Raw genomic sequence first — 26,834 nt, forward strand, 5'->3', positions numbered from 1 at the left:
AGACGAAAAAGGCCGGCACATAGGGCCGGCCTCTCCGTGTTGGAAAAATGTTCTATCAGTTCTCAATATGTTGCTGCTTGGCGATTTCCTCGACACTCATGTCCGGTTCATTGCGGGTTTTATAGAGCGAATAAAATACACCGCTTGCGAGGATGCTAAGTGTCACGACAAGCGACAGCAGCGTGTTGATGTGAACACCCAGTGGCACAAGGAAAATCTTGATGCCGATCAGCACAAGAATGATTGCGAGAGACACCTGCAGATAGCGGAACCGGTTCATTGCCGCAGCAAGTGCGAAATAAAGCGCGCGCAAACCCAACACCGCAAAGATATTCGAGGTGTAGACGATGAACGTGTCCTGAGTGACGGCGAAGACGGCGGGAACAGAGTCGACGGCAAAGATCAGATCGACAGTTTCCACCATAATGAGAGCGACTGCCAGCGGCGTGAGCCAGGTGACCATCTTGCCGGTCTTCGGATGCGGTTGCTTAACCGTGAAATGCCGACCATGCAGTTCGCGGGTGATATTAAATCGCCGACGCAGAAACTTGAATACGGCGTTCTGTTCGATGTCGGGCGTCTCGTCCTGATGCCCGAACATTTTGAAGCCGGTGAAGACAAGGAAAGCGCCAAAGAGAAAGAGAATCCAGTTAAACTCGTGCACGAGCGCAGCACCAAGTCCGATCAGGACCGCTCGAAAGGCGATAACGCCCAGAATACCCCAAAACAGAACGCGATGCTGGTAAAGACGGGGGATGGCAAGGAAGCCGAAAATCGTCGCGATAACAAACATGTTGTCCATCGCGAGGCTCTGCTCAATCAAATAGCCAGTGTAAAATTCGAGGCCGGCTTGGGGGCCGCGCTGCCACCAAACCCAGCCACCGAACGCCAGCGCGATCAGGACATAGAAACCGTAAAGCAGAAGGCTTTCCTTGGCTTCGATCTCGTGTTCGTCACGATGCAGAATGCCGAGGTCGAAAACAAGCAGGCCAACGACAACAATGATAAATGCTGCCCAGAAATATACAGGTGTGCCGAGAAAATCGCCCGAAAGGGCTACAATAAGCGAATCCATCGCCGGACCATCTCCATTTGAACAAGTGGAGCAGCCCCGACATCGCCATAGCGGAAACCATGACCAGAGGGGCCCGGCGCTGCACTTCTTCAAATGTGTATGCAGTTTCCGAGTTCAAGAGTGGAACCTGAATTTTTTGTAATGTTTCAATCCGGTACGTGTCTCGGTTTCGAAATGATTTGATGCAATGCCAACGGCACACAGTCGTCTTTAGTGCGCAGGAAGCACAAGTCTCTAAAAGAGCCGAATACCTGGAAGCTGTGTTTGGTTGGATACAACACGGAAAAGTTGAGGTGAGACCTAACTTATCGTTTTCTTCTAATTTTTACTGAGAAAAGAAAATTTGGCTGGGGAACCTGGATTCGAACCAAGACTAACGGAGTCAGAGTCCGTCGTTCTACCATTAAACTATTCCCCAGCAGGATTCGCGTATCAGTCATATCCGGCTGAAGCGCGATTGCGACAGAAGCACGAAGCTTCGTTTGTCGACGGCCTCCATCTAGCGAACTCAAACAGCGAACGCAACACTTTTCTTAGAAAAAAAATTAAGCGATTTCAGTTATCCAGTGATTGCAGATATCCTGCGGTTGAATCGTTGCAATTTGATGCGCAGAGGCGTGCTGCCGGGAAGCCGGCGTATAAAAAAAGCCCGGCCAGCGGAGGAGCGGCCGGGCAAGGGGCAGGCTGGCCGGGAGGGGACCCGGCATGTGAAGGTGGCGCCTGCCAGATGATCAGTCTGTGCGTTCAAAAAGAGCTATCGGCTTGCTGAACTGCAAAAAGCTCCCCTTCAGCAGATCTGGCGCGTCGCTTTGATCCGAAGGCGGGCATCTGCGAGTTGACTGAGAACCTGGGTCGGATCCTCCATGCCGCGATAATGAACCGCTGTGTAAATATCCTCTCGGCGGAGCCCAATATCGCGCAGCATGTGATCGTCAAAATCGCTCAGGTTCAGTAGTTGCCGCCGACCATTGGAAAACGTCCAGCGACGCATGATCGACGTAAATGTGGCCTTCACCATCTGCGCGAACGTGGAGGTCAGCCCGTTCGTTGCCGGTAAATGCGTTGTCGTTATCTTGCTTGTCGCTGTCATGTCCGCTCTCCTTTGATCTAGCGGGGCTATGGGATCCTTATCGTCAGGGTCATGCGCTTTCGCGGCTCCTTTTCCTTTACGATGGCCGTTTTATCCAACAATCGGATTGATTGTTCCAACGAATGTTTTTAATGTAATTCTTCAATTATAATGATGGATGACACCAATGAGTGCGCCTCTGGATCTCGATCAATTGCAGACTTTCATAGCCATAGCGGATATGGGCAGTTTTACGCGGGCAGCGGACGCAGTTTTCAAGACGCAGTCGGCTGTTTCAATGCAGATGCGCCGTCTGGAAGAGCGCATCGGTAAACCATTGTTCGAACGCGACGGACGAACCAATCGTCTTACCGAAGACGGAGAACGCCTTCTGCTGTATGCGCGCCGCATGATGCAGCTCAATGGTGAGACCGTCGCGGCCTTCGATGACACACAACTGGAAGGTCACGTGCGTATCGGCACACCGGACGATTATGCCGATCGGTTTCTACCGGAAATCATGGCGCGGTTTGCGCGTTCAAATCCGCGGGTCGAATTATCGGTTGTCTGCGAACCGACCGTAAATCTGGATGAAATGATCCGCCGCGGAACGCTGGACATTGCCCTCGTCACCCAGTGCGATGACAAACGCCGTTCTGAGGTGGTTCGTACAGAACCCTTGCTTTGGGTGACATCTGCCAACCATGCAGTGCACGAAGAGGCCGTGCTGCCACTTGCTGTCGGACGCCCAACTTGTATCTGGCGGCATGCAGCTATCGATGTGTTGGAAGCGGCCAGACGCGATTATCGTATCATCATCACAAGCTGGTCAGCGACAGTTCTGGCGGCAGCAGTGCTTTCAGGGCTTGCGATCTCTGTTCTTCCGGAATGTGCCCTTCGTCCCGGTATGCGGGTCCTTGGTGAAGCTGATGGGTTTGGAATGCTGCCGGAGTTCGGCATCGGTATCATGCGGGGCCATACAAAACAGAACGCTGTTGTAGACGCACTTGCGCAGCACATTATCGAAAGTCTAGACAATATATCGTCACCGCAGCCCGGCGCGATGGCTTCGGCGGAAATTTCGCCGTTTCCGGCGGTTCGCACGAGGAGGGTGCGAGCCAACGAATTGCTGCCAGGCTGGTGATGAGACAGTGGAATGTGTTTCGATCTGGTGGAACCAGATCGACGTTCTTACGCGCATCTGGTCCGAAAACCGTTTCACACTTTTCTGGATGCGCTCTAAATCGCCGCATGGCTTCTTGACCAGCCATGCTACCTGGTTGCCTATGATGGGATGAGCATGGGTTCCGATTCGAGTTTTACCGGCGCATCGTCCAATGTCGCTGAGTATAGCGTTTCCGAGATTTCCGGTGCGTTGAAGCGCACGGTCGAGGATACGTTCGGACACGTGCGTGTGCGTGGCGAAATTTCCGGCTATCGGGGCCCACATTCGTCAGGACATGCTTATTTTGCTTTGAAAGACGACCGCTCGCGGCTGGAAGCGGTGATCTGGCGTGGTTCAATGAGCCGCCTGCGCTTCCGCCCCGAGGAGGGGATGGAGGTCATTGCTACCGGTAAACTCACCACCTATCCCGGTTCTTCGAAATACCAGATTGTCATCGAACAAATGGAGCCAGCGGGAGCCGGTGCTCTTATGGCGCTTCTGGAGGACCGTAAGCGACGACTGGCTTCGGAAGGCTTGTTCGACCCTGCCGTCAAGCAGCTCCTGCCCTTTATGCCTCATGTTATCGGAGTGGTGACCTCTCCGACGGGAGCAGTCATTCGTGATATCATTCACCGGATTGCAGACCGCTATCCGCTGCATGTCATTGTCTGGCCTGTGCGTGTGCAGGGCGAGACGAGCGGGCCAGAAGTGGCTGCCGCCGTAGATGGCTTCAACGCCTTAACGGATGGCGGTCCTATTCCGAGGCCGGATGTTTTGATTGTGGCGCGTGGCGGCGGCAGTCTGGAAGACCTCTGGGGCTTCAATGATGAAATCGTCGTGCGTGCAGTTGCTGCGTCGCATATACCGGTTATCTCGGCGGTTGGCCACGAAACCGACTGGACATTAATTGATCTTGCTGCGGATGTTCGCGCACCGACACCGACAGGTGCCGCTGAAATGGCGGTGCCGGTAAAGGCGGATCTGCAGGCTGTACTGGCCGGACAATCCGCGCGGCTATCGTCGGCCATGTCCCGATTTATCGACCTGAAACGACAAGCGCACCGTTCGGCATCGCGTGCACTTCCGTCCGCCGACCAGTTGCTGGCTTTACCTCGTCGCCGGTTCGATGAAGCGGCTTCGCGCCTTACGCGGGCTCTCTTCGTCAACACGCAAAAGAAGCGGGTTCACTTCGAAGGCCATGCGCGACAATTGTCGCCACGTCTCCTGCAGCGCCGGTTTCTGGAGCTGGGGCGCGGGGTGTCCGTTCTTGGACAAAGGTTGCCTCGGGCGCTGGAAGCATTCCTGCGCGAACGCCGTACAGTTTTCGCGCATCGAGCAAGCCGCCTTTCGGCTGAGCCTATTTTGCGGCGAACGAAACTTACGACTATCGCTATAGAACAGCTCGATCGCCGTCGCGACCAAGCCGTGCAGATTCTAATAGAGCGAGCCAAACGTCGCGGGCAGGAGCTTGAACGTCTGATGCGCACGCTTTCTTATGAAAGTGTGCTTGATCGCGGTTTTGCGGTTGTTTTCGACGCAGATGGAAAACCAGTGAAACAGGCTGCATCCGCATTGGTCGGCGACGCATTGTCCATCCGGTTTCGTGATGGTGATATTGCCGTCGTTGTGGGTGACGAAGACGCGAGCGATCCTGCAAAGCGCGTACAAACGAAAACATCTACGTCGCCGGGCTTCGGAAATCAGGGATCGTTATTTTAGCAACACTTAGCTGCCGTTTTCGTCTTGTCCTATTGGGATGGGTTGGCCTTAAGGCTGGCTTAAGCTTGACCTTCTTTTTCTCGCGCATCTGTCATTGTTAGAGATTCAGGATGTCGCGAGAAAAATCCCAAGACGACCTTACACACGGCTTTGCGAAGGCTTCTTTCAGCCGCCGGGGCTTTCTTATAGGTGTCAGCGCTGTTGCGTTGTCGGGCTGCGTTTCGACGGCACAGCCGCCCCAACCAGCCAAGAAACTGCCCGAGCCTACGCCTTCGCGGCCTGTGCCGCTTATGTACCAGGCCATGCCGGAAGAGCAGTTTCCTATCCCCGCTGTCGATACGAGCAAGGTTGCCCCAAAGTTCTGGCGCCAGGAAGTTGACTATCCGACGAGCGAAGTCAAAGGCACTGTTATCGTCGATACGCCGAACAAATATCTCTATCATGTTCTCGGCAATGGCCGGGCCATGCGCTACGGTATTGGCGTCGGGCGTGATGGTTTTGCATGGGCCGGACGCGCGAAGATAGCTTACAAGCGCCAATGGCCGCGCTGGACGCCGCCGGACGAGATGGTCGCCCGTCAACCCTCGCTGGAGCCTTACAGCATCGCCAATGGCGGAATGCCTCCCGGGATCAAGAATCCACTCGGTGCGCGCGCGATGTACATTCACAAGGATGGGCGCGATACGCTTTACCGCATTCATGGATCGCCGGAAGCCTGGAGCATTGGAAAGTCCGTGTCATCAGGATGCATCCGCATGCTCAATCAGGATGTGATCGATCTTTACAACAATGTGCGGGATGGCAGCACGATTGTCGTGATCCCCGATCCGAGTAAAGGCCAGCAGGTTACGAGCTGACTAAAACAAAAAGGGCGCGAATAACGCGCCCTTTTTGGGATGTGTTTTGTAGCTCAATGCTCAATAAGCATATTCCAGAAAGATTGGATCGATCGATCCTGCCCAGACGCTGTTATATGCCTTCAGCATACGCTCAGCGTCTGTGACGCCAGCCGCAACAATTTCCTCAAGCGGTGCAAGGAAGTGCGTTTCGTCGTGGCCTTCGCTGTTAAGCTTATTACGGTTCAAAAGGCCGAGGCGGGAGATTTTCAAAGTCTCGCGAGCGACCTGTTCCAGCGGCTTGCCACGGAAGGTCGTGTTCAAAGCCTTGGCCGGAACTTCATTGCGAAGCGCGAGAACCTCTTCATAGGTCCAGTCCTTTGTCAGAAGCTCGGCGGCGGTCAGGGCCTCTTCGTCATAAAGTAACCCAACCCAATAGGCGGGGAGGGCACAAATGCGACGCCATGGGCCGCCATCGGCACCACGCATCTCGAGGAAGCGCTTCAAACGTACTTCGGGGAAAAGGGTAGAAAGATGATTGGTCCAGTCGCCCATATTGGGAACCGGGTCGCTCACTTCGCCTTTCAATGCGCCATTCATGAACTGGCGGAAAGTGACATGTGTGCAATCGTGGTAATGGCCGTCGCGCAGGATGAAATACATCGGCACATCGAGCGCCCATTCGACATAGTCGGCAAAACCGAAGTTTTCCGAGAAAACGAAAGGCAGAACGCCTGAACGCTGGTTGTCGGTATCGCGCCAGATACTCGAACGCCACGACAGAAGATGATTTGGCTTACCTTCAGTGAACGGGGAACTGGCGAAAAGTGCAGTGGCTACCGATTGCAGTTTCATCGAAACTTGCATCTTGCGACGCATGTCTCGTTCCGAGCTGAAGTCGAGATTAACCTGAATGGTCGACGTGCGATACATCATGTCCAGACCTTCGTGCCCGACTTTCGGCATGTAGTTGGTCATGATCTTGTAGCGCGATTTCGGCATGACAGGTGTCTCAGCCAGGGTCCATTTCGGACTGCCGCCAACACCCAGAAAACGAATGCCCAGAGGTTCGGCTATTTCTCGGACCTGAGACAGATGCGCATTCACTTCACGACATGTCTGATGGATCGTGGAAAGTGGGGCTCCGGAAAGCTCGAACTGGCCGCCGGGCTCCAGCGAAATCGCTCCCTGTCCGGTCGGTTCCACCAGGCCGATGATATTGCCTTCGTCGATAATAGGCTCCCAGCCAAGTGTCGCCTGCATACCTTCCAGAATGGCTTTGATACCGCGCGGTCCATCGTAGGGAACTGGACTGTTGTCCGCTGTGTAGAATGGAAATTTCTCATGCTCTGTGCCGATGCGCCAGGCATCCTTGGGCTTGCACCCCTCAGCCAGATAATCTGCCAGTTGTTCAACGCCCGTCAGTGCCGTTTCATCAGTCGTATCGCGCGCCATGCAGCCTATCCCTAGTCATTTTTCGCTTTTCAGCGTGATTGGACAAATTTGTCAAATCACGCAAGTCAATTCCATTGAACATCAAATTTCGAGAATGTCATCCCGCGTTCTGCCAGTCTCCCAGGACAGATTGTACCAGAGCCATCGCAGCGACTGCAGCCGTATCGGCACGCAGGATTCGTGGTCCGAGCGGAATGGCCGTCACGAAGGGCAGCTTGCGAAGCGTCTGGCGTTCGTCCTCTGAAAAACCGCCTTCCGGGCCTATCAGCAACGCGGCAGGGCCGGGCTTCAATGCCTGCAAGATGGTTAGCGGATCATCCGATTCGTGTCCCTCGTCGCAGAAGATCAGGCGCCGTGATTGGTCCCATTGCTCGATAAAGCGATCGAAGCGGATGGCCTCGCGACATTCAGGTATCGAAAGAACGCCGCACTGTTCCGCAGCCTCTATCGCATTAGCTTTGATGCGGTCAGCTCCGAGCTTTGGTACCTGAGTGTGCTGCGTGATGACTGGCTGCAGAATGCCAGCGCCCATCTCGACCGCTTTCTGAACCATATAGTCCAGTCGTCCCTGTTTTAGTGGGGCGAAGCAGTAGACGAGATCGCTCGGCAACGGTTGCAGACGCGTCTGTTCTAAAGGCTCGAGAAGAAGCCGCTTTTTGCCTTCCGGCTTCAGTCGTGATTTCCATTCGCCGTCACGTCCGTTGAAGGCGAGAATTTCGTCACTGTCCTTCAATCGCAGCACATGGGTGAGATAATGTGCTGCCTGCGAGGCAACCTCTATCCGTCCCCCGGTTTGGAGGTCGTCTTCGATGTATAGTCTCTGCATTTTATAGTTTGCGCGCATGTCAGCATCGATGGCAGAGCCGAGGGGCGGCGGTCAAGCGCTTTGGCAACGTATCGTAAGACAATTAATTAGCATTCCTACACAAACAATTGATGGGGAATATCATGTCAGTTGCATTTAATTAGATTGTATCCATATAGGTATGAAGCTATCTATTTGAATGGAATTGATGTGATGAAACAAGCTTGGGTCGAATTCGCACCGCTTCTTGCGAGCACTGCCAGAGGATGGCGGAAAGCTTTCGATGCTGCGATGGCGGAACATGGCCTTTCCGACGCGAAAGCCATACCGCTGATGACCCTGCTGCGGCATGGAGATCGTATTCCTCAAGGTGTGCTGGCCGAACGGGTCGGTATCGAGGGAGCAACGATTGTCCGGGTTGTCGATGAGCTGGAAAAGGATGGCCTGATCCAGCGTGTTGCCGACGATGCTGATCGTCGCGTCAAGCTCATTCAACTGACAGAAGACGGCCGCGTCCTTGCCGCCAAGGTGGAAAAGTCTGCTGCCCGTCTTCGCGCTCTTTTCCTCGGTGATTTCGATTCCGATGCGGTCGATGTCGCCATGGAAGTGTTGCGTAAGCTGAATGAGAAATTTCAAATATAGTCTTTCCGATCGGCCTTCTGACCGGAAAGATGCAATGCATTCAACCGGTGTCTCTACAAGCCATGACGAAACCAGCCGAAACAACCCCGAAGTTCTGGGACGTAGTCTTTTCATTAAAGACTTTCGCTGCGGCCATGCTCGCCCTGTGGATTGGCCTGATGGCCACCCTGCCCAATCCTTACTGGTCAATCGCGGCTGTCTATATCGTTGCGCATCCATTGTCAGGTGCGACGACGTCAAAAGGGTTCTATCGTCTGATCGGTACGATCATTGGCGGGGCAGTGACCATTCTGTTCGTACCGCATCTGGTCAATTCACCCGAAATTCTGACGCTGGCGATCGGTTTTTGGATGGGCCTCTGCCTTGCCATCAGCCTGCTTGATGGTACGCCGCGCAGTTATCTCTTCATGCTTGCTGGTTATACGGTGGCAATCGCGAGTTTTGCGGTTGTTTCTGTGCCTGAAACGACATTCGACTATGCCGTTGGTCGTGTTGAAGAAATCGCGATCGGCATCATCTGCGCTGCCATTGTCAATCGTCTTGTTTTTCCGCGCCACAGCGGTCCGGTACTCGTTAGTCGTATTGATAACTGGTTGCGCGACGGTTCAAAACTCGCGCTGGCGAGCATGCGAGGCGAGGGCGCCCCACCGGAGTTTTTGCGGGATCGCCAGCGTCTTGCCGCCGATGCTCTTGAGTTGCGCAATCTGACCACGCACGTTGCTTATGACACTTCGTCTATCAGGAATGTAGGAACGCTGCTTCAGGTATTGCAACAGCGTATGGTGGCCGTTCTCCCGATCATATCAAGCTTGCACGACGTGCTGGCACTGAAGCCCGATGAAACCGAAAGGTCCTGGCATCCGGCCGTGCAAAAGCTGTTGGAGGAGGCCTGTGACTGGATCGAGAGTGGCGAAAACCTGACGGAGGAACGCCGTACCGTTCTGTTGCAGTTGATCGAAGAGATCGATCGGCATGGAAGGGATGCGACAAGCTGGGGCGAATTGCTGCCTTTCAATGTGGCCGCACGCGTTCGCGACCTGGTTCAGATTTGGAGTGATTGCATTACGCTGCGTCAGGATATCGTGTCCGGCTCCCGGCATTCGCTACGCTGGCGTCGTTATGATGCGCATCTGAAAAGTCGTCCAATGCACCGCGACTATGGCATGGCGTTTTTGTCGGGGTTCTCTGCCTTTCTGGCGACCTGTGTGGCAACCGCATTCTGGATTGCAACCGGTTGGGCGCAAGGAAGCGCTGCCGCCATGATGGCCGGCATTTTCTGCTGCATCTTCGCAACTATGGATGACCCTGTGCCTGTCATGCGCAAGTTCAACTGGCTGCTTTTGATCGTGATTGTCGCCGCTTTCATTTTCGAGTTCGCGTTGCTGCCGCTTGTCGATGGCTTCTTTCCGCTGGTTCTGGTGCTGGGGCTTTTTCTCATTCCAGCGGGTCTGCTGCTCGCTATTCCTTCGCAATTTCTGCTGGGTATGGTGCTCTGCGTGAATCTGCCGAACATGCTTATGTTGCAGGGACATCTGACGCATGATTTTGTCAGTTTTGCCAATGCCAATCTGGCCACGATTCTGGGCATCGTGATCGCCGCCGTGGTAACCTCGATTGTTCGATCGGTAGGTGCGGAATGGAGCGTACGCCGCCTAATCAAGGCGGGTTGGAACGATATCGCACTTGCTGCCGAACGCCGCCCGGGACGTCATCGCCGCCAGCGCATGAACCGCCTCTTGCTCCGCATGATAGATCGTATCGGCATGATGGCGCCACGCCTGGCACTGGTTCCAGCGGCTGATATTGCGAAAGTCGATCTGTTGCGCGATTTGCGGAACGGGATGAACACGATCGATCTTCAGCAATATCGCTCCAAGTTGCCCGAAGACTGTCGGTCTGCTGTTGACCAAGTGCTGGATGGCGTTGGTGCACATTACCGTGCCTTGGCGAACAAGCCGCACGAAACGGGCGAGATCGACAAAAACTTGCTCGCCTCTATCGATACAGCGATCACCACCATCATCGAAAGCGGATCACCAGCAATAGCCAAACGCACGAGAATGGCGCTGGTCGCCCTTCGCTTCAATCTTTTTCCGAAGGCCGCGCCTTTTGCCTTGCCGCCGCGTCCGCCGATGGAACTTCCGCAAGCAGCCTAAAAGAACAATGTGATTTGTGATGCAACCTGAACTCGACATCTACGGAATCTACATTCCGACCCTCGGCGTGCTGGCGCTTGGCGCTTATTTCGCAAACACGATAATGCAGCGCCTTCTGGCACGCATACGCTTCTATCGTTTCGTATGGCATCGACCTTTGTTCGATGCTGCGATGTATTTTTGCATTCTCGGCGTTGCTGCCGTCATTCTCAATGGAATACCGCTATGAAAAAGCTCTTTGCACATTCAGGCCGTGTCTTTGTAACCGTCGTCATGGTCACAATGGCTGGGCTTCTTGGTTGGCATTTATGGGACTACTATATGAATGCGCCCTGGACGCGCGATGGCAAGATTCGCGCGGATGTCGTGCGTGTTGCGCCTGACGTCTCCGGCCTTGTTGGCGAAGTGCTTGTCCATGATAATGAGACTGTTCATGAGGGCGAAGTAATCTTCCGTATTGATCAGGCCCGCTACAAACTCGCACTGCAAACAGCGGACGCAAAGGTTGATAGCAGCAAGGCGGCGCTCGATATGGCCAACAGGGATCTGGTCCGCTATCGCCAGCTCAACGACACCACGGTGACGCGCCAGAAACTGGAGCAGATCGAAACGACAGCCCAGCAGGCGGAAGCTTCCTATCGTCAGGCGCAACTGGATCGTGATCTTGCTACACTTAATCTGGACCGATCATCGGTAAAGGCGCCCGTCAATGGTGTTATTACCAACTTCTCACTTCAACCGGGTGATTATGTTTCCGCCGGTTCGGCTGTGACTGCTCTCGTTGATACGGACTCGTTCTATGTCTCCGGCTACTTCGAAGAAAATAAGCTGGAACGTATCCAGATCGGTGATCGGGTGGTGGTTGATCTTATGGGCAGCAAAGTACAGCTCAAGGGAAAGGTCGAAGGTATCGCCGGTGGGATCGAGGACCGCGAGCGCAGCGATTCTTCCAGCTTGCTTGCAAATGTTTCGCCGACCTTTAACTGGGTCCGTCTTGCGCAACGCGTGCCCGTTCGGGTGAAGCTGGAAGAGGTGCCTGACGGTGTTCATCTGGTTGCAGGCCGAACAGTCAGCGTATCAGTGGTGAATTGATGTAAAGGCCCGGCTGTCGCCCGGGCCTTTTCCATGTTAGCAAAGGTCAAAAGCGGTCGGGGATTGTTTTATGAGCGTGCTGGTCGTTCAAAATTATGAGGGGTCTGGACTGGGGCAGATTGAGCCCATTGTGGTTAATGCGGGCTTCGCAATTGATCTGCGTCATCCCTACCACGGTGATATACTGCCCGTTGACGATGATGGATACCAAGCCTTGATCGTTCTTGGCGGAGAGCAGAATGCGCTTGCCGATGCCGATTTTCCCTATTTCCCGCATTTACTCGAACTCATACGCAGGTTTGGCGGCAGAGATAAAGCTGTTCTCGGCATTTGTCTGGGTAGCCAGCTCATAGCGCGCGCTTACGGCGGCGAAAATATTCTGAATCGCCCGATGGAATTCGGCTGGCATGAGGTTCGACTTACCGAGGAAGGTAGAAGCGATCCGGTTTTGTCTGCAGCAGGCGACTCCTTTCCAATCTTTCACTGGCACCGAGATACATTTTCGCTTCCGAAGAACGCTTTGCATATGGCGTTGAGCGATATGACACCTCATCAGGCTTATCGCATCGGTCGTGCAGTCTATGGCACGCAGTTCCATTTCGAGGCCGACACGCAGCTCGTCGCCGAGTGGAACGGCCAGCTAAGCGAAGTGATCTCGGAATTTGCACCGGATTGGGCAGTGCAGTTTCCTGAACTTGCAAAGAAATTCGGAACGCAGGCGGATGCTGCAGGCGCAGCAATTGCCAAGGCATGGATAAGCCAAGTCTAGAGGTTTTGTAATTCCTTCTTAACCTTAAGTCGAAGTGTCGCGTTGCTGCTTTGCCACAGCGTATAGCCAATTCAACTTTTCCAGAAAAAACCGGTGATCGGGTTGGAACCGTTCAGTTGCGGGTAACTTTTTTCGGGTGTAACTGAACGCCGTCTCCCCGGGCAGCGACCGAATGAGCAAGGCAGCTCGCCATGCTCCCGTGTGGCAGCTCGCCTACCGAACTTTATCCGGCCACCGTCGAAAGAGTTTCCGAATATGACCGCCAAGCATGCCGCTCTTCTCACCGTTCTGATGGTTTCCGCTATTGTATTTATGGCGGTCGGCATATTCACCGTAGATGCAGGCAACAACGCGATGTCTACCGACGGTTACGGCATTTCCAGCGCTCATTAAAAATTATTTCGTTTCAATAAAACGTTTTTCCGTGCCGTCGATTACGATGGCCGAAAGCTGACCGCTTTTCCATGCATATGTATCGAGATTAACCCTGTTGGGCTGAATGTCGATAGCGCTTTGTGGCGTATGCCCGTGGACGATGACCTTTTCGAAAGGTTCGATCCATTTGAGGAAAGCTGTGCGGATCCAGATCAGTTCTTCAGGGTCTTGTGCATCAAGTGGCATTGCAGGGTTGATGCCTGCGTGACAGAAAAAGAAGTCACCGAAAGTGACCGAGCGCGGCATGGCGCGAATGAAGTCGATGTGGTCTTGCGGGACGGCGCTGACAAGCGCGGTATGGCCTCGGCGGGCCGAATCCGGATCAGCAAAATCAATGTCTGCGCCGTAAGAAAGAGCTGTGTCGACGCCGCCATGTAGTGCGAATACGCCTGCTACGTCAGCAGTTGCGAGATAGGTAAGAAAGCCGTCATCGTGATTGCCAAGCAGAGAAATTATGCGCTGATCCCGATGCGACGCATCAATCAGGAAATCCAGCACGTCCTTTGAGTCCGGGCCGCGATCAATATAGTCACCAAGGTGAATGATGCGCCAATCGTGAACAGGGCGATGGTCAAGGTCGGCCCGGATGAGCCCATGCATGTCCTGCAGCAAGTCGAGGCGGCCATGCACGTCCCCAATGGCATAAAGGCGGATATCGTCCGGCCCTTTTGCATCCTTGAAAACTACGCTCATTGGCTGTCATCTTCCTTTGTGTCTTTACCTGTCTTCACACCAACCCGCTGACGATAACGCAGGCGCGAGACACGTTCGCGTTCTTCGTGAAGCTCGCGATCATGGGTTGCCTGTTCCACGAAACGAATGTGCTTTTGGACAGCTTCGCGGGCAGCCTGCGGATTGCCGGCCATGACGGCATCGTAAATGGCGCGATGCTGCGACAGAAACATGTCGGCGACGCCGGGATAGCTATATATGAGGCTACGATTATAGAATACGCCATCCTTGAGAAGCTGGTAACAGGAGCGCAATGTATGCAGCAGCACAATGTTGTGAGCTGCTTCGCCGACTGCATTGTGCAATTCCACATCAAGGCGCGCCTCGGTGTCGAAGTCACTGACGCCGTGAGCTTTTTCCATAGCATCCATGATTTCGGTCAGTAGCGCCTTGTCAGCCGGTGTGGCCCGAAGGGCGGCATATTCCGCTGCAATACTTTCGATTTCGCGGCGGTATTCGAGATAATCTGCGGTCGCCTTGCGGTGATCGGCAAAAAGCTTCACCACGGGCGCGCTGAATACCTGTCCGATGACATCTGCAACGAATGTGCCGCCACCGTGACGGGAGATCAGCAGTTCCGCTGTCTCAAGTCTCTTGAGAGCGTCGCGCAATATCGGGCGGGAAATGTCGAACTGGCGCGCCAGTTCGCGCTCGCCTGGAAGCCGGTCGCCTCCGCGCAGAACGCCTTCCAGGATAAGCGTTTCGATCTGGTGCACGACGTCGTCTGCCGTGCGGCTTGCCTGTATGCGGGAAAAAATCGTTTCGGCCATGCCGTCTGAAGCCCTCTCCATAACGGCGGCAAAGTAGCCTTTAGCCCGATGCCCGGCAACGGAATATATTGGAAATGAAAGCCCGGTCGACGATGCAACCAGGCTTCCTGAACATATTTCTGAAGAATGATCAGGCTTTTTTGCGCCTGCGTGTTGCAACGAGCACGAAAAGCCCAGCAACAACGCCGTACATCGCCCATTTGAACGGGAGTGCGTCCGCGGTCTCGCTGCGGATCGGGAGCACAGTCACCGTGCCGGGACGGCTTTCGACGCCCGACTTGCCTTCGGCTTTGGCCTGTTCGATCTGCTGCGGGGATACAACCCATTCGGCGCCGCGCGATTTGTCATAAAACATGAAGCCGCAGCCGACGATAACGGCAACGATGATTGCTAGAATAAGGCGTACAGGTGTGTTCATCATTTTTCCTAGGAAATCGGAACAATAGGGAGGTGTCGTCCGATTCGCTTGAATAACGGATTGCGGGAAAGCTAAGTCTTTTAGAATCAAAAGCTTAGTCAGCTTTATATGCTGGCGCGCTAATGTAGCGTGCGTGGCTTATTAACCGACGAACGAAAGCCAGTCTATTTTCTTGTCGCTTCGTGTGGAGATGCGCCGCTCTCCCAATAGGGAACAGGACCGTAAAGATCGGCCAGATAGTCTATGAACAGTCTGACTTTTGCCGGGAGGAACTGTTTTGATGGATAGACGGCATGAATTGCAACGTTGCGAGAAGCGGCGTAGTCGGGGAGCACTTGTACCAGCTTGCCTGCTGCCAGTTCCGGGCCGATATCCCATGTCGAGCGTTGCGCGATACCGAGGCCTGCCAATACTGCTTCGCGCACCATTTCACTGGAATTGGTTTGCAGTGGACCCACCGGGCGTATGACAATTGGACCCTTCGGCCCTTCCAGTCGCCAGGGGTCGTTGTTGTGGGGGGCTAGACAGATGTGATCCTGTAAATCCTCAATCGTCTGTGGTGTGCCGCGTTCCGCGATATAGCCAGGGGAAGCAACGAGGATACGACGCACGGGGGCGAGACGGCGTGCGACGAGAGTTGAATCGGAAAGTTCTGCAATACGGATAGCAAGATCGTAACCGTCGCCGATAATGTCGACCATCTCGTCGGTGAGTTGCATATTGACGGTAAGATCGGCATTAGCGCGCATGAATGGCACGAGATAGGGCGCAATGTGCATCCGGCCGAAGGTGGTCGGAGCTGAAATTTTCAGGGTACCGCGCGCATCGGCGGAACGGCGGGCGACAAAGGCTTCCGCTTCTTCGATGTTGGAGAGAATGGCCAGAACCCGCTCATGATAACCTTGACCGGCCTCGGTAAGCGCGATCTGGCGGGTTGTGCGTTGCAACAGTCGGGTTCCGAGTCGCTCTTCCAGTCGCCCGAGGCGTTTCGAAACGACTGCAGGCGAAAGACCCAGATCGCGAGCGGCTGCCGACATGCTGCCCGTTGCCACGACGCGGGCAAAGATTTCCATATCTGCCAGGCTGCTCATCATGTTCTGTTATCTCACTCCCTGCCGTGCTTTTGCTAAAGCGTTGGGTTTTAAAGCATCTAGCCGAGCGCTGGGAAACTAGGCAAGCAATTATGCCGCAGTGTGGAAACTGTTTAACCGCCGACTAAAGTGGTAAAAATGATTTACCACTTGACGAAAATGATCCTGAGTGCACTTTGATCACATAGTGGTGGAGGAAAAAATGAGCGGACTCATCATGCCTGAGCCGGACGCGTCCGTCATGCAGCGACGCGAGCAGATCGTGGATGATCTGCGCGGCATCGTGCCAGGCGAGGGCGTGGTCGATACAGTCAACGCAATGCGGGTATTCGAGAGCGATGGCCTGACGGCGCACCGCTCACTGCCTCTGGTAGTCGTGCTGCCGGAAACGGTTGATCAAGTCTCGCAGGTTTTGCGTTATTGTTACGAGAACGGCATTCGTGTTGTGCCGCGTGGCGCTGGCACATCGCTGTCCGGCGGCTCCATGCCGTTGCAGGATGCGGTCTTGCTTGGCCTGTCGCGTTTCAATCGTATTCTCGAAATCGATTATCCGAACCGCGTTGCCGTGGTGCAACCCGGCGTGACCAATCTCGGTATTACCAAAGCCGTGGAACATGAGGGCTTTTATTATGCGCCCGATCCGTCGTCGCAGATTGCCTGTTCTATTGGCGGTAATGTCGCCGAAAATGCCGGTGGCGTGCATTGTCTCAAATACGGTTTGACTGCGAATAATGTGCTCGGCATTGAAATGGTGCTGATCACCGGCGAGGTGCTGCGCCTTGGCGGCAAGCATCTTGACAGTGAAGGCTACGATCTTTTGGGACTGATGACCGGATCGGAAGGCCTGCTCGGCGTCGTGACGGAAATCACGGTGCGCATTTTGCAAAAGCCGGAAACGGCGCGCGCCGTCATGGTCGGTTTTCCATCCAGCGAACAGGCCGGCCAATGCGTGGCCGATATTATCGGCGCAGGCATTATTCCTGGCGGGATGGAGATGATGGACCGACCCGCTATCAAAGCGGCAGAGGATTTTGTCCGCGTCGGCTATCCGCTCGATGTCGAAGCGCTGCTGATCGTCGAACTCGACGGCCCTCCGGTGGAAGTCGATCACCTGATCAGCCGGGTCGAAGCACTGGCACTGCAAAATGGCTCCACCACCTGTATCCTGTCGCAGTCGGAAGAACAGCGTCTTGCTTTCTGGGCCGGGCGCAAGGCGGCATTCCCGGCGGTGGGGCGCATTTCGCCCGACTATTTGTGTATGGACGGCACTATTCCGCGCAAAGAGCTGCCACGTGTTCTGTCGGGCATGCGCGAACTTTCGGAAAAGTACGGGTTGCGCGTCGCCAATGTGTTCCACGCGGGCGATGGTAATCTGCATCCGCTCATTCTTTACGATGCGAATATTCCGGGCGAATTGGAAGCGGCAGAAGATTTCGGCGCCGATATTTTGCGTCTTTGCGTAAAGGTTGGCGGGGTTCTAACGGGCGAGCACGGCGTCGGCATTGAAAAGCGGGATCTGATGCCGGAAATGTTCAACGACATTGATCTCGACCAGCAGATGCGCGTCAAATGTGCTTTCGATGCCAAACATCTGCTTAATCCTGGCAAAGTCTTTCCGCAATTGCGCCGCTGCGCTGAGCTTGGCCGTATGCATGTGCATCGCGGCGAGCTGGCGTTCCCGGATCTTCCCCGTTTCTAATCTGTGGTTACGATGATGAGTGATACAAATATCTTTAAGCCGCAGGACGAAGCAGGTGTTCTGGATGTCGTGCAGGACGCACTGGCCAGTTCTACGCCGCTTGAAATCATCGGCCACGGCTCTAAGCGCGGTATCGGCCATCGGGTCGATGCGGGCCGCATACTGGACGTGTCGCGACTTGCGGGCGTGACATTGTATGAGCCGGATGAATTGGTGCTCTCGGCAAAGGCCGGAACGCCGATGGTCGAGATCGAGAAGCTCTTGGCCGATAACAATCAGTGCTTTCATTTCGAGCCGATGGATTACGGTCCGCTGCTGACGGGCGAGGGCGGTCGCGGTACGATCGGCGGTGCGCTTGCGGCCAATCTGTCCGGTCCGCGCCGCCTGAAGGCAGGTGCTGCGCGTGACCATGTACTTGGCGTGCGCGTTGTGTCCGGACGTGGCGAATTGTTCAAATCCGGCGGCCGCGTGGTCAAGAACGTGACGGGTTATGACTTGTCCAAGAGCATGGCCAATTCCTGGGGCACACTGGGCGTTGCCACTGAAGTCACCTTCAAGGTTCTGCCGAAGCCGGAAACGGCCGCGACGCTTGCCGTGCGCGGGCTGACGGACGAGCAGGCGGCGCGCGTCATGGCCATGGCGATGGGATCGCGCGAGGAGGTCGCTTCCGCAGCACATCTGCCGCCGACGGTTGCCAATCGCTTTCTTGATGGAAAGCTCGGTTGGGAGGCGGCGACCGTGTTGCGGCTTGAGGGCTTTGCGCCTTCGGTCGAACATCGCAGTCGCCAATTGCAGGCGCTGTTGAGCCAGTCCGGCGTGGTCGAAGTACTGGACGGGGCACAATCGCAACAGCTCTGGCGCGAGGTGCGTGATGTCCTGCCTTACGCCAGTGCGGGCGATAATCGCGCCGTCTGGCGTGTTTCGATGACGCCGATGCAGAGCTGGCGCATGGTGGATGAGTTCCGCCGTCATGCGGGTGTCGACGCCTATTATGACTGGCAGGGCGGACTGATCTGGATGCGAATGGAAGCAGCCGAGGAAGCACAGATTCTGCGCAAGCTGATTGCCAAATATGGCGGCGGCCATGCCACGCTGGTACGTGCGCCGGAGACGATCCGCGCCAGCATCGAAGTGTTTGAGCCGCAGCCTGCGGCGCTAGCGGCATTGTCGCAGCGATTGAAGCAACAATTTGACCCGGAAAACATTCTCAATCCGGGACGTATGCATCCCCATCAGGTTGGAGCGTGACGCCATGCAGACCCATTTCAGCACCGACCAACTGCGCGATCCTGGCGTCAACGAAGCCGAAAAAATCCTGCGCAAATGCGTGCATTGCGGCTTTTGCACCGCCACATGCCCGACCTATGTGACGCTGGGCAATGAACTCGATAGCCCTCGTGGACGCATTTACCTGATCAAGGACATGCTGGAAAACGGTCGTCCGGCGGATGAGGAAATTGTGCGCCATGTCGACCGCTGCCTGTCGTGTCTCTCCTGCATGACGACCTGTCCTTCGGGCGTCAATTACATGCATCTGGTCGATCATGCCCGCGCGCATATCGAGAAAACTTACAAGCGTCCGTTTATGAACCGCTTTCTGCGCGGAGTGCTGGCGCGAGTGCTGCCCTATCCGGGCCGTTTCCGTGCGGCGCTGAAATTGGCAAAGCTGGGCAAACCGTTCGCTCCGCTTTTTCGCAAGAGCGCGGCTTTGAAACCCATGGCGGCCATGCTTGATTTGGCGCCGCAAAACCTGCCAGCCGCAGTTCCTATTGAAACCGTCAGCGCCGCCAAGGGCCAAAAGCGTGGTCGCGTGGCGATCCTCAACGGCTGCGCGCAGCCGGTGCTCAATCCGGGTATCAATGCCGCGACCTTGCGCCTTTTGAACCGCTTCGGCATCGAAGTGGTGACGCCGAAGGGCGAAGGTTGCTGCGGTTCGCTGGTTCACCATATGGGCCGCGAAGAACAGGCGCTTGAACAGGCGCGGCACAATGTCGACGTCTGGACGCGCGAGATCGAAGCGGGCGGTCTCGATGCGATCATCGTCACGGCGTCTGGCTGCGGTACGACGATCAAGGATTACGGCCATATGCTGCGGCTCGATCCGACCTATAAGGACAAGGCCGCGCGCGTGTCGTCGCTGGCAAAGGATATTACCGAGTATCTGGTCGGCATCGATTTGCCGGAACCCGATGCGCCGCAGGCGCTGACGGTCGCCTATCACTCGGCCTGCTCGATGCAGCATGGGCAGAAAATCGTGCGACAGCCGAAGGACCTGCTCTCAAAGGCGGGGTTTACGGTAAAGGAGCCGTTGGAAGGGCATCTGTGTTGCGGATCAGCAGGCACCTACAACATCATGCAGCCGGAAATCGCCACCAAACTGCGCGACCGCAAGGTGAAGAATATCGAGGCAACGGGTGCCGCCCTCATCGCAACGGGCAATATCGGTTGCATGACCCAGATCGCCACCGGCAGCAAATTGCCGATTGTGCATACGGTGGAATTGATCGATTGGGCTTATGGCGGGCCGATGCCACAAAGACTGTCGCAAATCGCGGCCTGAAAATAGAAAAGCCGGGCAATTGCCCGGCTTTTTTGTTCATGCGTGTCGGTTCAACCTGCCGAGAAGGTCGCAGGGTTCGGGCCAATACGCCCGTCGGTTTTGTCCAGCTTGGTGATGGCATCGTGATCGGTACCATTGAGGCTGAAATCGAAGACCTCAAAATTTTCCTTGATACGGGCAGGCGTGACCGATTTCGGAATGACGATATTGCCGGTCTCGATGTGCCAGCGCAGGATTACCTGCGCGACGGACTTGCCGTGCTTCGCTGCAATCGCCTTCAGTTTTTCATCTTCCAGAATCCTGCCTTGTCCCAGCGGGCTCCAGGCTTCGGTGGCGATGTCGTGCTTGCCATGGAACAGGCGCAGCTCGTCCTGCTGGAATTGCGGATGTAGCTCGATCTGATTGAGAACCGGCGTGACGCCGCTTTCGCTGATAACGCGTTCAAGATCGGCGGTACGGAAGTTCGACACGCCGATGGATTTCACGAGGCCATCTTCCTTCAGCTTGATAAAGGCGCGCCAGGTTTCCATGAACAGGTCTTTTGACGGCATGGGCCAATGGATCAGATAAAGGTCCACATAGTCCGTGCCGAGCTTTTTCAGACTGGTGTCGAACGCCTTCAGCGTCGTTTCATAGCCTTGTTCGCTGTTCCAGAGTTTTGTCGTCAGGAAGATGTCGCCGCGCGCAATGCCCGAATTATTGATGGCTTTGCCTGTGCCTTCTTCATTGCCATAGATGGCGGCAGTGTCGATGTGCCGATAACCTGCTTTCAGCGCTTCGCTGACGGCTGTGACCGCTTCATCATTGCCCACCTGCCAGACACCGTAACCGAGCTGCGGAATGTGATTGCCGTCGTTCAGTTTAACCGTCGGTACGGTCATGATTTATCCTTTCCCTCCGAAGCATTCTGTACAGGGGCGACCCGTGACGCACAAAAATGCTATTGACCTGCGTGCCGGTTCCTTCTCCGGCGCGAACTGCCATCCGGCAGCCCTTCTCATCTTTCTTTGGACTTTGCCATGGTCAGCATATGGGTGTTCGGGGTAAAAGGAAAAGCCCTTTCAGCTATGTTTGTAAGTCTGCAATCATTCTTTCTGTGCAGAAATTTTGATCTTTTCAGATTTGTAAAAACAATACGACCGCCTGTCGAAGAAGACGGTCGCTAATATCGCGGAAAGATGGCTCGATTAGCGGACAACTACTTTTGCACCAACCGGAACACGCTCATAGAGATCGGTGACGTCCTCGTTGCGCATGCGGATGCAGCCGGAAGACATCGCCTTGCCGATAGTCCATGGCTGGTTGGTGCCATGGATGCGGTAGAGCGTCGATCCGAGATAAAGCGCGCGTGCGCCAAGCGGATTGTTGATGCCGCCATCCATTCGAGCGGGCAGAATGCGGCCTTTTCGGCGCTCGCGCGCGATCATTTCCTTCGGAGGTGTCCAGGTCGGCCATTCAGCCTTGCGGCTGATGCGCTGCGAACCCTTCCAACTGAAACCCTGCTTGCCGACGCCGACACCATATCGCATTGCTTTGCCGCCGGATTGAACGAGATAAAGGAAGCGCTTGCCTGTATCGATGACGATAGTCCCCGGCTTTTCACTACCGGAATAGGAAACCGTCTGCGGCAGGTATGCAGGATCAATCTGGTTCTTTCGCACTGTATTGGCTGGGTTCGCTGCGGGGCGCTGATAAGAAACCTGGCGGTAGCTCGATTTAGCTTTTTGTTTCTGCTTACCGGCAACACGTGGCGCTGGCTGTAGAGATTGCGGTGCAGCCCTCATGCGGGCAGGCTGTCCATGCAATTGCGCTACCCATGGAGCGGAAAGATCAGGGCTTACACGTACTGGCGGCAGAGTGGCATAGCGATCATTGGCAAACGCCATACCCGTGCTGACGATGGAAACGGCAATCGCTGCAAGCGATCCGATTAAAAGAAGATGACGTGGTTTCATAATCCAGATCCGTCTCTTTTGCGCCATCATCCCGATTGCTTTATCGGTCTGGGTCCATTGGCGCGGTTGCCGACTGCGGCTCCTGACACGTCTTGTCAGGAGAACAGCCCTCAATTTCATGATGGGATTGTGCGCCCCAATGGAATCGTAAAGGTAAATTTCGGTCGCGTGTTTCGTCTGATGACCCCTCCAATTAAAGTTGTGGTTAGTGTCAGGTTGCGCGACATAATTAAGAATGGATGAAGCTAGGGAGGTGGCACAATGAGCGATGTTGCTGAGGCAAGAACCGGTCTGATCATTGGCGCCGATGGAGCGACGCGCTGCTTCTGGCCGGGCGAATTACCCGATTATCTTGCCTATCATGACAATGAGTGGGGCGTGCCGGTCTCCAATGATCACCGGCTGTTCGAAAAGATCTGTCTGGAAGGGTTTCAGTCAGGCTTGTCGTGGCTCACGATCTTGCGCAAGCGCGAGAATTTTCGGGCGGCTTTCGACGGCTTCGATTTCCGCCGTGTCGCGCAATATGACGACAAGGACGTGGAGCGTCTTTTGGCCGATAAAGGCATTGTGCGCCATCGCGGCAAGATCGAATCTACAATCAACAATGCCAAGCGCGCCATTGCGCTGGTTGAAGAGAAGGGGTCGCTGGCGACTTATTTCTGGTCTTTCGAGCCTGATGCAAAAGATCGCCCTCCAGTCGTAGACTACCCAACTCTGATTGCCAATCCGAAGACTGAGACGTCCATCCGCATCTCCAAGGATCTGAAGAAACGTGGCTGGTCATTCGTTGGACCGACGACGGTTTATGCATTCATGCAAGCCATGGGGCTGGTGAATGACCATATTGAAGGTTGTCACTGTCGGGGAACCATTGAAAAATTGCGACAGAGTTTCAAACGACCCAGCTAGAGCAGCGATTGCTAAGCCGCATCATTTCTGCCAGAAACATCCATCTTTGAGTATGGGAGACGATCATGGATTTGGTGTCGTTGATGGCATTTGCCGGTATTCTGGTTGTTGCGGCAGGCACGCCGGGCCCGAATGTCGGCGCATTGGTGGCGCGTGTCATCAGCCGTGGCCACAAGGGCGTCTTTCCATTCATGTTCGGTCTGTGGCTCGGTGATGCTATCTGGCTTTCACTCGCAGTCTGGGGACTGGCCGCGCTGGCCAATACTTTTCACACCGCGTTCCTCGTACTCAAGTATGTAGGTGTTGCTTATCTAGTTTATCTTTCCTGGAAGATGTGGATCGCACCGGTAGACGAAGTTGCGGATGAAAACGCCATTCCTGGTCAAGGAGAAGCTGGAAGGCTTTTCCTGAGCGCGCTGGCGATTACACTTGGTAATCCGAAGATCATGGTTTTCTACCTCGCCATCCTGCCGACGGTGGTCGACATCACCCACGTTTCCCTTGTTGGCTGGGCCGAATTGCTGTTGGTCATGTTTGCCGTTCTTGCCGCAGTCGATACCGCATGGGTAGTGCTTGCAGCGCAGGCTCGACGGTTTCTTCGCAGTCCGCGTATGATGCGGATTGCCAACAGAACCAGCGCAGGAATGATGGCAGGTGCTGCCGTCGCCATTGCGACACGCTGAGCAGGCTTCCTGCACTTGCCGCAACGGGCTTGATCGGTTAGGAAACCGGCAATGGGTTTGCTGCCGGTTTTTTCCGGCATGTATTGTACATATTTAGCGATCAGGCAGGAAAAATGGCCGATAAAGCGGACAAGATGAAGGCGCGGTTGCCGCGCGGGTTTGTCGATCGGGTTCCGGACGACTTGCGCGCCGCCGAAAAGATGATGGCGACCATCCGCGAAGTCTATGACCTCTATGGCTTTGAGCCGGTGGAAACGCCGCTTGTCGAATATACGGACGCGCTTGGTAAGTTTCTTCCGGATCAGGACCGTCCGAACGAAGGCGTGTTTTCGTTTCAGGACGACGATGAGCAGTGGCTGTCGCTGCGCTACGATTTGACAGCACCGCTGGCGCGCTATTTCGCCGAGAATTTCGAACAGCTACCGAAGCCTTATCGCAGCTATCGCAATGGTTGGGTGTTCCGCAACGAGAAGCCCGGTCCGGGCCGCTTCCGTCAGTTCATGCAGTTCGACGCCGATACGGTCGGTGCACCGAACGTCTCCGCTGATGCCGAAATGTGCATGATGATGGCCGACACGCTGGAACGCCTTGGCATTAAACGCGGTGATTATGTTATCCGCGTTAACAACCGAAAGGTTCTGGACGGCGTGCTGGATGCCATCGGCCTTGAAGGCGAGGGCAATGCCGCGAAGCGCCTGAACGTACTGCGCGCCATCGACAAGCTCGACAAGTTCGGCCCCGAAGGCGTGCGTCTTCTGCTTGGCAAGGGTCGCCTTGACGAAAGCGGCGATTTCACCAAGGGCGCAGAGCTGGCTGATGCTGCAATTGATAAGGTGCTGGCGTTCACCGCTGCAGGCGGTACGTCTGGAGCCGATACGATAGCCAATCTTCGTGCTGTCGTTGCAGGCAATGCCAAGGGTGAAGAAGGTGTCACCGAACTTGCCGACATGCAGGCGCTGTTCTCGGCAGGCGGTTATGATGGCCGTGTGAAGATCGACCCGTCTGTGGTGCGCGGCCTTGAATATTACACCGGCCCGGTTTTCGAAGCGGAGCTTCTGTTCGACGTGACCAATGAAGACGGCCAGAAGGTTGTGTTCGGTTCGGTCGGTGGCGGCGGTCGCTATGACGGTCTGGTGTCGCGTTTCCGCGGCGAGCCGGTTCCGGCCACAGGCTTCTCCATCGGAGTTTCGCGCCTGATGACGGCGCTGAAAAACCTCGGCAAGCTGGATGTGTCCGATGCCGTCGGCCCGGTGGTCGTGCTTGTGATGGACAAGGACACGGAAAGCCTCGGTCGCTATCAGAAGATGGTCTCCGATCTGCGCCAGCAGGGCATCCGCGCTGAAATGTATGTCGGCGGGTCCGGCATGAAGGCGCAGATGAAATATGCCGACCGTCGAGATGCGCCATGCGTGATCATTCAGGGCTCGCAGGAGCGCGAAGCCGGTGAAGTGCAGATCAAGGATCTGGTCGAAGGCAAGCGTCTTTCCGCCGAGATCGAGGACAATGTGACCTGGCGCGAGAGCCGTCCGGCGCAGATCACCGTCAAGGAAGACGGCCTGGTCGAAGTGGTTCGAGAAATTCTCAGCAGTCAGGCGCAGGACCGCGCTCAAGCCGCAAAGTGATCGGAACCATGGCCGCAACGCGCACATCGCCGGTTTTCAACGCGCTTCGCACAGAGCTTGACGCGCGCGATGCCGATCTGGTGGAAATACCGCTGATCCAGCCTGCTGATCCGTTTCTGGATATGGCCGGCGAGGATTTGCGCCGTCGTATTTTCCTCACTGAAAACGAAAATGGCGACAGCCTGTGCCTACGGCCGGAATTCACCATACCGGTGTGTCGCAACCATATTGCGCTCAACGCTGCGACACCGAAGCGTTATGCTTATCTGGGTGAAGTGTTTCGGCAGCGTCGTGACGGCGCGGCTGAATTCCTTCAGGCTGGCATCGAGGATCTGGGTGCTGCCGATGAGGCGGCGTCGGATGCGCGCTCGATTGCCGATGCGCTTTCCTGTGTTCGCTCCGTCGCGCCACAAGCCGGGCTTGATATCGTTCTGGGCGATCAGTCGGTCTTTGCCGGAATGCTCAAGGCGCTCGGTCTGCCACAAGGCTGGCGCAAGAAGCTGTTGCGTTCCTTCGGTGACGCGCATTCCATGCAACTGGCTCTGGCTGAACTGACGGGCGCTAAGCTGCGCGACGCACTGCCAGAAACACTTGCCGTTCTGGTCGCCGAAGGTGACGAAGCAGGTCTCGCGCGCAAGCTTGAAACGGAAATGCTGGAAGCTGGCATTTCGCCGGGCGCCGGTCGTTCCCCTGCGGAAATCGCCCGCCGCCTGATCGAAAAGGAAGATCTGGCCGCCACGCGGTTCCCCGCTTCGGCGCTCGATCTGCTCAAGCAGTTTCTGGAAACACATGTCACGCTCGATTCCGCATCGGTGACATTGCGTGCCTTTGCCTCCGAAAATGCGCTGGATCTTGGTGCTGTGCTTCAGAAATTCGAAGCCCGAGCCGAGGCGATTGCCGCTGCTGGCATCAAGACCGGCGATATCGTCTATGATGCGTCGTTCGGGCGTCCGCTCGATTATTATACCGGCCTTGTCTACGAAATCCGTGCCGCTGGCGTGGAAAAGGATGCGGTTCTGGCTGGTGGTGGCCGCTACGACAGGCTTTTGACCATGCTTGGCGCTGCCGAAAACATTCCCGGCGTCGGCTTCTCGATCTGGCTGGACCGGCTTCAGGCATTGGCGGGAGCAACGAAATGAGCGTTACACTGGCATTGCCGTCCAAGGGCCGGCTGAAG

26 protein-coding genes and 1 tRNA gene are annotated in these 26,834 nt (G+C 55.5%); 16 read left to right on the plus strand and 11 right to left on the minus strand.

Annotation, left to right across the window (positions count from 1 at the left end):
* Positions 1 to 55: 55 nt before the first annotated feature.
* From FIB18_RS12310 to FIB18_RS12325, 3 genes are all read right to left on the minus strand, one after another.
* Positions 56 to 1,075 carry a TerC family protein gene (locus FIB18_RS12310; RefSeq protein ID WP_140020988.1) on the minus strand — a complete coding sequence of 340 codons (1,020 nt, stop codon included), beginning with the start codon at positions 1,073 to 1,075 and terminating at the stop codon, positions 56 to 58.
* Between the two features lie 344 nt (positions 1,076 to 1,419).
* A tRNA-Gln gene (locus tag FIB18_RS12315) sits at positions 1,420 to 1,493 on the minus strand.
* Positions 1,494 to 1,862: 369 nt separating this feature from the next.
* Entirely contained in the window at positions 1,863 to 2,165 is a 303-nt protein-coding gene (locus FIB18_RS12325; RefSeq protein WP_140020990.1) for a DUF1127 domain-containing protein, read from the minus strand.
* Positions 2,166 to 2,331: 166 nt separating this feature from the next.
* On the opposite strand from FIB18_RS12325, the gene FIB18_RS12335 reads away from it, so the two are divergent.
* From FIB18_RS12335 to FIB18_RS12345, 3 genes are all read left to right on the plus strand, one after another.
* On the plus strand, positions 2,332 to 3,288 hold the full coding sequence (locus FIB18_RS12335; RefSeq protein ID WP_105544801.1) for a LysR substrate-binding domain-containing protein: 957 nt from the start codon (positions 2,332 to 2,334) through the stop codon (positions 3,286 to 3,288).
* Positions 3,289 to 3,444: 156 nt separating this feature from the next.
* Positions 3,445 to 5,028, plus strand: coding sequence for an exodeoxyribonuclease VII large subunit (gene xseA / locus FIB18_RS12340; protein ID WP_140020991.1), 1,584 nt, complete (start codon positions 3,445 to 3,447; stop codon positions 5,026 to 5,028).
* 110 nt (positions 5,029 to 5,138) lie between these two features.
* Positions 5,139 to 5,885, plus strand: a complete 747-nt coding sequence (locus FIB18_RS12345; protein WP_140020992.1) for a L,D-transpeptidase — start codon at positions 5,139 to 5,141, stop codon at positions 5,883 to 5,885.
* A 60-nt stretch (positions 5,886 to 5,945) separates the two neighbouring features.
* Here the strand turns inward: FIB18_RS12345 and FIB18_RS12350 are convergent, their stop codons facing one another.
* Together FIB18_RS12350 and FIB18_RS12355 are read right to left on the minus strand one after the other, a co-directional pair.
* Positions 5,946 to 7,319, minus strand: coding sequence for a glutamate--cysteine ligase (locus FIB18_RS12350; protein WP_140020993.1), 1,374 nt, complete (start codon positions 7,317 to 7,319; stop codon positions 5,946 to 5,948).
* A 97-nt stretch (positions 7,320 to 7,416) separates the two neighbouring features.
* Positions 7,417 to 8,163, minus strand: coding sequence for a 16S rRNA (uracil(1498)-N(3))-methyltransferase (locus FIB18_RS12355; protein ID WP_140020994.1), 747 nt, complete (start codon positions 8,161 to 8,163; stop codon positions 7,417 to 7,419).
* 174 nt (positions 8,164 to 8,337) lie between these two features.
* Between FIB18_RS12355 and FIB18_RS12360 the strand changes: the two genes are divergently transcribed.
* From FIB18_RS12360 to FIB18_RS24990, 6 genes are all read left to right on the plus strand, one after another.
* Positions 8,338 to 8,766, plus strand: coding sequence for a MarR family winged helix-turn-helix transcriptional regulator (locus FIB18_RS12360; protein ID WP_140020995.1), 429 nt, complete (start codon positions 8,338 to 8,340; stop codon positions 8,764 to 8,766).
* A 62-nt stretch (positions 8,767 to 8,828) separates the two neighbouring features.
* Complete coding sequence (locus tag FIB18_RS12365; RefSeq protein ID WP_140020996.1) at positions 8,829 to 10,922, plus strand: FUSC family protein; 2,094 nt, start codon at positions 8,829 to 8,831, stop codon at positions 10,920 to 10,922.
* 19 nt (positions 10,923 to 10,941) lie between these two features.
* Positions 10,942 to 11,151 carry a DUF1656 domain-containing protein gene (locus FIB18_RS12370; RefSeq protein ID WP_105544794.1) on the plus strand — a complete coding sequence of 70 codons (210 nt, stop codon included), beginning with the start codon at positions 10,942 to 10,944 and terminating at the stop codon, positions 11,149 to 11,151.
* Positions 11,148 to 12,014, plus strand: coding sequence for an efflux RND transporter periplasmic adaptor subunit (locus FIB18_RS12375; RefSeq protein WP_140020997.1), 867 nt, complete (start codon positions 11,148 to 11,150; stop codon positions 12,012 to 12,014). The genes FIB18_RS12370 and FIB18_RS12375 overlap by 4 nt, the downstream gene beginning before the upstream one ends.
* Positions 12,015 to 12,084: 70 nt before the next feature.
* Positions 12,085 to 12,783 carry a type 1 glutamine amidotransferase gene (locus FIB18_RS12380; protein WP_140020998.1) on the plus strand — a complete coding sequence of 233 codons (699 nt, stop codon included), beginning with the start codon at positions 12,085 to 12,087 and terminating at the stop codon, positions 12,781 to 12,783.
* Positions 12,784 to 13,038: 255 nt separating this feature from the next.
* Positions 13,039 to 13,176 (plus strand): hypothetical protein, encoded by a 138-nt coding sequence (locus FIB18_RS24990; protein ID WP_010660970.1) that lies wholly within the window; start codon positions 13,039 to 13,041, stop codon positions 13,174 to 13,176.
* A 3-nt stretch (positions 13,177 to 13,179) separates the two neighbouring features.
* Here the strand turns inward: FIB18_RS24990 and FIB18_RS12385 are convergent, their stop codons facing one another.
* The 4 genes from FIB18_RS12385 to FIB18_RS12400 all read right to left on the minus strand — a co-directional run bounded on the left by FIB18_RS12385 (position 13,180) and on the right by FIB18_RS12400 (position 16,232).
* The gene (locus FIB18_RS12385; protein ID WP_140020999.1) at positions 13,180 to 13,911 is read right to left on the minus strand and encodes a metallophosphoesterase; all 732 of its coding nucleotides are present in this window, start codon (positions 13,909 to 13,911) and stop codon (positions 13,180 to 13,182) included.
* Entirely contained in the window at positions 13,908 to 14,720 is an 813-nt protein-coding gene (locus tag FIB18_RS12390) for an FCD domain-containing protein (protein WP_140021000.1), read from the minus strand. The genes FIB18_RS12385 and FIB18_RS12390 overlap by 4 nt, the downstream gene beginning before the upstream one ends.
* Positions 14,721 to 14,850: 130 nt before the next feature.
* Positions 14,851 to 15,138: a hypothetical protein gene (locus tag FIB18_RS12395; protein ID WP_140021001.1), complete on the minus strand. Its 288-nt coding sequence runs from the start codon at positions 15,136 to 15,138 to the stop codon at positions 14,851 to 14,853.
* Between the two features lie 164 nt (positions 15,139 to 15,302).
* Positions 15,303 to 16,232 (minus strand): LysR family transcriptional regulator, encoded by a 930-nt coding sequence (locus FIB18_RS12400; protein ID WP_140021002.1) that lies wholly within the window; start codon positions 16,230 to 16,232, stop codon positions 15,303 to 15,305.
* A 199-nt stretch (positions 16,233 to 16,431) separates the two neighbouring features.
* Here FIB18_RS12400 and FIB18_RS12405 point away from each other — a divergent pair, with 199 nt between their 5' ends.
* From FIB18_RS12405 to glcF, 3 genes are read left to right on the plus strand one after another with little or no spacing between them, the layout of a single operon-like run.
* Complete coding sequence (locus FIB18_RS12405) at positions 16,432 to 17,928, plus strand: FAD-linked oxidase C-terminal domain-containing protein (protein ID WP_140021003.1); 1,497 nt, start codon at positions 16,432 to 16,434, stop codon at positions 17,926 to 17,928.
* Positions 17,929 to 17,943: 15 nt separating this feature from the next.
* The gene (gene glcE, locus FIB18_RS12410) at positions 17,944 to 19,176 is read left to right on the plus strand and encodes a glycolate oxidase subunit GlcE (RefSeq protein ID WP_140021004.1); all 1,233 of its coding nucleotides are present in this window, start codon (positions 17,944 to 17,946) and stop codon (positions 19,174 to 19,176) included.
* A gap of 4 nt (positions 19,177 to 19,180) precedes the next feature.
* Complete coding sequence (gene glcF, locus FIB18_RS12415; RefSeq protein ID WP_140021005.1) at positions 19,181 to 20,488, plus strand: glycolate oxidase subunit GlcF; 1,308 nt, start codon at positions 19,181 to 19,183, stop codon at positions 20,486 to 20,488.
* Positions 20,489 to 20,538: 50 nt separating this feature from the next.
* Here the strand turns inward: glcF and FIB18_RS12420 are convergent, their stop codons facing one another.
* Together FIB18_RS12420 and FIB18_RS12430 are read right to left on the minus strand one after the other, a co-directional pair.
* Positions 20,539 to 21,369, minus strand: a complete 831-nt coding sequence (locus FIB18_RS12420; protein WP_140021006.1) for an aldo/keto reductase — start codon at positions 21,367 to 21,369, stop codon at positions 20,539 to 20,541.
* Positions 21,370 to 21,675: 306 nt separating this feature from the next.
* Positions 21,676 to 22,443 carry a L,D-transpeptidase gene (locus tag FIB18_RS12430; protein ID WP_140021007.1) on the minus strand — a complete coding sequence of 256 codons (768 nt, stop codon included), beginning with the start codon at positions 22,441 to 22,443 and terminating at the stop codon, positions 21,676 to 21,678.
* Positions 22,444 to 22,704: 261 nt separating this feature from the next.
* On the opposite strand from FIB18_RS12430, the gene FIB18_RS12435 reads away from it, so the two are divergent.
* The 4 genes from FIB18_RS12435 to FIB18_RS12450 all read left to right on the plus strand — a co-directional run bounded on the left by FIB18_RS12435 (position 22,705) and on the right by FIB18_RS12450 (position 26,796).
* A complete protein-coding gene (locus FIB18_RS12435; RefSeq protein ID WP_140021008.1) occupies positions 22,705 to 23,352 on the plus strand; it encodes a DNA-3-methyladenine glycosylase I in 648 nt (215 codons plus the stop codon).
* A gap of 65 nt (positions 23,353 to 23,417) precedes the next feature.
* The gene (locus FIB18_RS12440) at positions 23,418 to 24,035 is read left to right on the plus strand and encodes a LysE family translocator (RefSeq protein WP_140021009.1); all 618 of its coding nucleotides are present in this window, start codon (positions 23,418 to 23,420) and stop codon (positions 24,033 to 24,035) included.
* Positions 24,036 to 24,148: 113 nt separating this feature from the next.
* Positions 24,149 to 25,657 (plus strand): histidine--tRNA ligase, encoded by a 1,509-nt coding sequence (gene hisS, locus FIB18_RS12445; protein WP_140021010.1) that lies wholly within the window; start codon positions 24,149 to 24,151, stop codon positions 25,655 to 25,657.
* 8 nt (positions 25,658 to 25,665) lie between these two features.
* Positions 25,666 to 26,796, plus strand: coding sequence for an ATP phosphoribosyltransferase regulatory subunit (locus tag FIB18_RS12450; RefSeq protein WP_140021011.1), 1,131 nt, complete (start codon positions 25,666 to 25,668; stop codon positions 26,794 to 26,796).
* Positions 26,797 to 26,834: the final 38 nt, after the last annotated feature.

The sequence above is a fragment of the Brucella pecoris genome, assembly GCF_006376675.1.
GTDB classification, from domain to species: Bacteria; Pseudomonadota; Alphaproteobacteria; order Rhizobiales; family Rhizobiaceae; genus Brucella; species Brucella pecoris.